Raw genomic sequence first — 1,369 nt, forward strand, 5'->3', positions numbered from 1 at the left:
TTCCACCAAGCGCAGGGGCGCCCCTTTTTGTGGGGCGCCCCTGGTGTTTGTGGGTCTTGGGATCAGAGCGTGGGGTAGAGCGGGAAGAGGGCGCAGAGCGCCTCGACCTCGGCGCGGACCTTGGCTTCGACGGCGCTGTTGCCGTCCTCGCCGTTGGCGGCCAGGCCGTCCACGACCTCGACGATCCAGCGGGCGATCTGGCGGAACTCCGTTTCGCCGAAGCCGCGGGTGGTGCCGGCCGGCGCACCCAGGCGGATGCCGGAGGTCACGAAGGGCTTTTCCGGGTCGAAGGGCACGCCGTTCTTGTTGCAGGTGATGTGGGCGCGGCCGAGCGCGGCCTCGGCGGCCTTGCCGGTCACCTTCTTCGGGCGCAGGTCCGCCAGGCACAGGTGGTTGTCGGTCCCGCCCGAGACGATGTCGATCCCGCCCTTCATCAGCTCGTCCGCCATGGCCGCGGCGTTCGCCTTGACCTGCGCGGCATAGGCCTTGAACTCGGGCCGCAGCGCCTCGCCAAAGGCCACGGCCTTGGCGGCGATCACATGCATCAGCGGGCCGCCCTGAAGGCCGGGGAAGACGGCGGAGTTGATCTTCTTCGCGATGTCTTCGTCGTTGCACAGGATCATGCCGCCGCGCGGCCCGCGCAGCGACTTGTGCGTGGTCGTGGTCACCACATGGGCATGCGGCAGCGGCGAGGCATGGACGCCGCCGGCCACCAGGCCCGCGATATGGGCCATGTCGACATGCAGGTAGGCGCCGATTTCATCCGCGATGGCGCGGAAGGCCGCCCAGTCCCATTCGCGGCTATAGGCGGTGCCGCCCGCCAGGATCAGCTTCGGGCGATGTTCCAGCGCCTTGGCGCGCACGTCGTCCATGTCGAGCCGCTGGTCCTGCTGGCGCACGCCGTAGGAGACGACGTTGAACCACTTGCCCGACATGTTCACGGGGCTGCCGTGGGTCAGGTGACCGCCGGAGTTCAGGTCGAGCCCCATGAAGGTGTCGCCCGGCTGCAGAAGCGCCAGGAACACCGCCTGGTTCATCTGGCTGCCGGAGTTCGGCTGGACGTTGGCGAAGTTGCAGCCGAAGAGCGCCTTGGCGCGCTCGATCGCCAGCGTCTCGGCGACGTCGACGTACTGGCAGCCGCCGTAGTAGCGCTTGCCCGGGTAGCCCTCGGCGTATTTGTTCGTCAGCACCGAGCCCTGCGCCTCCAGCACCGCCAGCGAGACGATGTTCTCCGACGCGATCAGCTCGATCTCGTCGCGCTGACGCCCAAGCTCGGACCGGATCGACCCGAAAAGCTCAGGGTCCCGGCTCGAAAGACTCTCAGTGAAAAATCCAGCGTCGCGGTGCGGGGCAGTCATCGGCGTCTCCT

At 68.0% G+C, this 1,369-nt stretch carries 1 protein-coding gene; it reads right to left on the reverse strand.

What is annotated here, in order from left to right; all coding sequences use genetic code 11:
* Positions 1-62 precede the first annotated feature (62 nt).
* Positions 63-1,358, reverse strand: coding sequence for a serine hydroxymethyltransferase (glyA, locus tag OE647_RS20055; protein ID WP_263723537.1), 1,296 nt, complete (start codon positions 1,356-1,358; stop codon positions 63-65).
* Positions 1,359-1,369: the final 11 nt, after the last annotated feature.

Origin of the sequence: Albidovulum sediminicola, from assembly GCF_025751575.1 — a bacterium.
Classification (GTDB): domain Bacteria; phylum Pseudomonadota; class Alphaproteobacteria; order Rhodobacterales; family Rhodobacteraceae; genus Albidovulum; species Albidovulum sediminicola.